We start from the raw sequence: 4,466 nt of genomic DNA, 5'->3' as shown, positions 1-4,466 counted from the left end.
ATCTATTCGTGTTGTTCTTCCTGAACATACGACAACGGAAGAGTTAATTGCGGCTATTAACAAACTTAATGAAGACAATAACGTGCATGGTATACTGCTGCAGCACCCAGTTCCGAAGCAGATCGATGAAAGGGCTGCTTTTGAGGCGATTCATATCGATAAAGATGTTGATGGAGTAACTACATTGGGATTTGCTCAGAATGCCTTTGGATTTGCTGAGTTCCCGTCCTGTACGCCAGCAGCTATAATTGCCATTTTGGACTATTATCAAATTCCTGTAGAAGGCAAACACGCAGTTGTCATTGGAAGAAGTCCAATTCTCGGTAAACCTGTTTCTATGATGCTTCTAAATAAGAACGCGACAGTTACGACGTGCCACTCGAAAACAGCGAATTTAGCCGATATCGTACGTCTAGGAGATATTGTCGTTGCTGCAGTGGGTAAACCGCAATTTGTTCAAGGCGATTGGCTGAAATCAGGTGCGATTGTTTTGGACGCGGGTTACAATCCTGGCAACATCGGGGATGTTGACTACGAGGCTTGTGTGAAGGTGGCTTCGGCCATTACACCGGTTCCAGCCGGGGTTGGTCCAGTGACCATTGCAACCTTGCTTAAACATACGGTCGATGCCGCAGAACAAGCAGCAAGCAGACGGTAAGACTAGAGCAGCCGTGCCTGCACGTTTGTAAATATCATATTTTCACCAACAACGGGTCATACTAGGGGATCTAGAGTAAAGAGGTGAAAATCATGTTATTTAACATTATTGTAGGATGTTTGGTCCCCTGGGTATTTGGCATCTTTCTGTATAGGAAGTCTCGCATTATCGTATTTCTTATCTTTCCAATTACGGTCACCATATCTGGATTAATCAATGATACAGGGTATCATTTGGAATTCTGGGACTTTACACCACGGATTGAAAATGACGAGACACTTTCGGCACTTCCGCTTGATCTAGGGCTTTATCCCGTTATGGCAGGTTATATGATTTATTGGATCAGAAAAAGTAATCGGCATACATTTCTGAAAATAGGCTGTTTTTGCCTAGCTACGACTGCGCTGGAATACTTGGCTCTTATTTTTGGGAAAGTAGAATACGGCAATCACTGGAATATAGGTTGGACCCTTGTATCTTATATGCTTGCTTATAGTCTAGTTTATTTGTATTACAGGCTTTTGGTAAGATACGGTTATTTCAAATGAAAAACTCTTAATTGCTCTTCGGGCCTGTGGTCAGGGGGAGTTGTTAAGAGTTTTTTTGTTACGATCTTTTCAGGAATAATTTGGATCAACATGCTAAAAATACTCCTGTAACACTTGAAGAGGGGGTAACAAATGATAAGAAAGGTTATATTATTCAGCCTGATGATTTCACTCTTATGGTGTAATGTCGGATTTGCGGAACCAAAGCAGTCCATACAAGCTGCGTTTGTACGCGGCGGCGATCTATGGGTCAAAAAGGACAACAAAGAGCAGCAAGTAACTCAAAATCAAAAGGTAACCGAGCCCAAATGGTCGTCAGATGGTAAGTTCATTGCTTACTCGCTTGCCCTTGGAGATCAGCAGCATGAGATATGGGTGTACAGCTTGGAGATGAGAAAGCATAACCGGGTGTATCCAGGCGGTGACAATTATCAGTGGTCTCCCTATAAAAATGATCTTGCTTTTAAAATAGATGGCGTTTTGAATACCGCAAGGGTGAGCCGAGATAAAGTCGATCCCTTTAAGAACGTAACTCTAGGTGTGGATAACTACTCGTGGCTACCTGATGGCAACGGATTTCTAGTATCTTCACCTGCTCAGCTGCGGCCGTCCGGGTGGACGAATGTAGAATTGTATATGGTTCCGGCAGATGCCAAAATGGACCCCAGTAAGAGCAAGCATTTTTATACGCTTCCTACGGAATCACCTAGCTTTTTCGCTGTCGGCACAAGCATATTTAAATGGTCAACTGATAAGAAATGGATCTCATTCACCGCGAATCCAACAGCATCTATGTCGGCTGACGGCAATGCATTATGCGTGTTGTCTTCGGATGGCAACCAGTTTCAGCAGCTGGATAATATGCTGCATTACCCGCAGTGGTTTGCGTGGTCGCCTACGAAAGCAAGACTTGCTTATATTGCAGGGGAAGGCCGAGTAGTCGTGCAGAATAAACATTTGAAGCTCAAGGATCTACCTACTATGAAGCCACCTTCCTTTACGCCGCAAGGATTCGCTGATCGTGATTTTACATGGGAAAATGACCGAATGATTATTGTTTCAAGGTCAAAGGAATCCAAGGAGGACGGCGCTTGGCCGCTTCCCTCTTTGTATCAGGTGAGCATTTCAAATAAAGAGCAAAAGCAGGTTACTTTTCCACCGGAAAAAAACGGAGATTTCGGGCCGTACCTGCTTAGGAAGAGCAATAAACTGACGTGGATTCGGTCCGATGGAAAACATGCGGAAGTGTGGAGTTCGAATCCAGATGGAAGCAATGCGGAGATCTGCATCCCTCAGTTGGATGTTGGCGCGCCTTATTATGGATGGAGTTACTGGAGCTCGGTTTTGGCTTGGTATGATCCTCATCGATAGTGTCAACTCACCTGCAGCCCGTTCGCTTTTCTAGCGTTCGGGTTGTTGTGTTTTTAAGAGATTTGGAATAACATTAAACGATGAATGATCGTGTTAATCCTCATGAAAAGGACTCCCAGATGAACGAAATATCGCTTGATTTTCTAACGATTTTATTGCCATCCTATATGTTTTTTTATATGGCTATTTCTATGTATGCCCGGAATAAACAAAGCTTGGTGAACCGTGTAGCCTCGCTGCTGATGTTCTCATTGCTCTTTTATTTTCTAGGAGAATATATCAAAACAGCGCTTTTCCCGCAGTATGAAAGCCTGATCGTACTCTTTTGGAATGCTCCAATGCTGCTATTAACGATCAGCAACCTTGTGCATCTTAGTGTGCTTGTTGCTGGTATGACGAGTTCGAAAATAAGACAGTTTGTCTTATGGATATACATAACACCACTGCTTTCGTTGGCGCTGATGCTGCTGCACTATGGCCCTCAGCAACTTTACCAGCCAAGAGAGGATGGACCTAGTCCTTTAAGTCCGCTTATGCTTGGTTTAGCAGTCTTTTTTGTAGGAACTTACATCCTTTTATCCATAGGCATTTTGTTAATTGCCTGGTTGACTACCCATCATTTGAAACGTAAAAAAATGCTCGTGAGGCTTTTGGCAGGGTTACTATCGCTCTTTGGCTGGATTCTTATCGTGACTTTCCTCCTATCTCTAGCATTTATTACGAGTTCGAATGCCATTGCTCTTTATTTTTCCGGAACCCTTCTATGGGTTGTGTCGCTTAGAAGGCTCATAACGAAATACGATTTTTTGCCTAGTTACCGCGACCTGTTTCACACCTTGTTCCAATCGGCTCCGACCGCTATTTTCCTGCTGGATAGGCAGGGAAATGTCAAAGAAATGAATCCGCGCGCGGAGAATTTATTTGGCTTACCAGCGAATGGCATGGATCGGATCGATGTGATATCAAGTCTATCTTTTGACGATGATACGAGTTTCGAAGATAGATGGGATGAGCTTCAGATGAAGCAAACGAACGAATTAAATTGGGAAATGAAGCTGAAAATTCAAGGTCAAGCGCAGCTGGATATGATTGTCAGCATGGAGAATATTGACGGGGCAGAGGAGGGATTGGTCGTCCTGAATTTGACGGATATCACTTCCCTTAAAGCCACGGAACGCCAGTTGATTGAATCCGAAAGGAAATATCGCCATTTGGCTTATCATGATCCGCTGACTGGTCTCTTGAATCGGGCCGCCGTGCATGAACATGCGAATCGTAAAATCGCTGCAAGCGAGCCGTTCGCACTCATATTAATAGACTTGGATAACTTTAAAACAGTGAACGATACCTATGGTCATCTGATTGGTGATGACTATCTAAAGCATATTGCCGCTTTACTGGAACTGCACGCAAAGCCAGGAGATATTGCCGGAAGAATTGGCGGGGATGAATTTGTCCTGCTCATGCCTTTCGATTCGGCGGCTCAAATGCAGGTGGACCAGGAAGCACATTCGCGCTTATTTCCACTGTCTGTTCATCCTTTTCGTATCAATCAAAGGGTGATTCCAGTTTCTTTCAGCGCTGGTGTGAGTCTATTCGCCGATCATGCTTTGGATCTCACAGGTTTGCTGCAAAAGGCAGACGAGGCAATGTATGAGGTGAAGAGGAGCGGGAAGAATGCGATTTCTATAGCGGGTAATTGAGGAAATTAGATGGCGTAGAATTTTTAAAAGAGGTTGTCTCACAGGGTATTTTACCTCGTGAGCAGCCTTTTTTGTATTATTCACTGTATGTAATGGAAAATTATAGGCTGAATTCTGATCTTGTGCGTACGAAACTTCACGTTATTAATTAAGGAATAGTTTACAAAAATTTCATGTGTTCAACAA

The 4,466-nt window shown here is 43.6% G+C and carries 4 protein-coding genes; all 4 read left to right on the top strand.

Annotated features, from left to right (window positions below):
* Positions 1-658 (top strand): bifunctional 5,10-methylenetetrahydrofolate dehydrogenase/5,10-methenyltetrahydrofolate cyclohydrolase (locus AC1DUA_RS25050; RefSeq protein WP_477502348.1); only part of this gene is annotated, 658 nt, incomplete at its 5' end.
* 92 nt (positions 659-750) lie between these two features.
* Positions 751-1,206, top strand: coding sequence for a CBO0543 family protein (locus tag AC1DUA_RS25045; RefSeq protein WP_477502347.1), 456 nt, complete (start codon positions 751-753; stop codon positions 1,204-1,206).
* Between the two features lie 132 nt (positions 1,207-1,338).
* Positions 1,339-2,577, top strand: a complete 1,239-nt coding sequence (locus tag AC1DUA_RS25040) for a TolB family protein (protein ID WP_477502346.1) — start codon at positions 1,339-1,341, stop codon at positions 2,575-2,577.
* Between the two features lie 80 nt (positions 2,578-2,657).
* A complete protein-coding gene (locus AC1DUA_RS25035) occupies positions 2,658-4,280 on the top strand; it encodes a GGDEF domain-containing protein (RefSeq protein ID WP_477502345.1) in 1,623 nt (540 codons plus the stop codon).
* Positions 4,281-4,466: the final 186 nt, after the last annotated feature.

The organism is Paenibacillus sp. 01T422 (assembly GCF_056398785.1).
The sequence above is the reverse complement of the archived record's forward strand: the minus strand, read 5'-3'. Positions and strand labels throughout refer to the sequence as shown.

Coding starts and splice junctions, on each gene's coding strand:
- AC1DUA_RS25045 (WP_477502347.1), top strand. CDS start 751: ATGTTATTTAACATTATTGTAGGATGTTTGGTCCCCTGGGTATTTGGC.
- AC1DUA_RS25040 (WP_477502346.1), top strand. CDS start 1,339: ATGATAAGAAAGGTTATATTATTCAGCCTGATGATTTCACTCTTATGG.
- AC1DUA_RS25035 (WP_477502345.1), top strand. CDS start 2,658: ATGAATGATCGTGTTAATCCTCATGAAAAGGACTCCCAGATGAACGAA.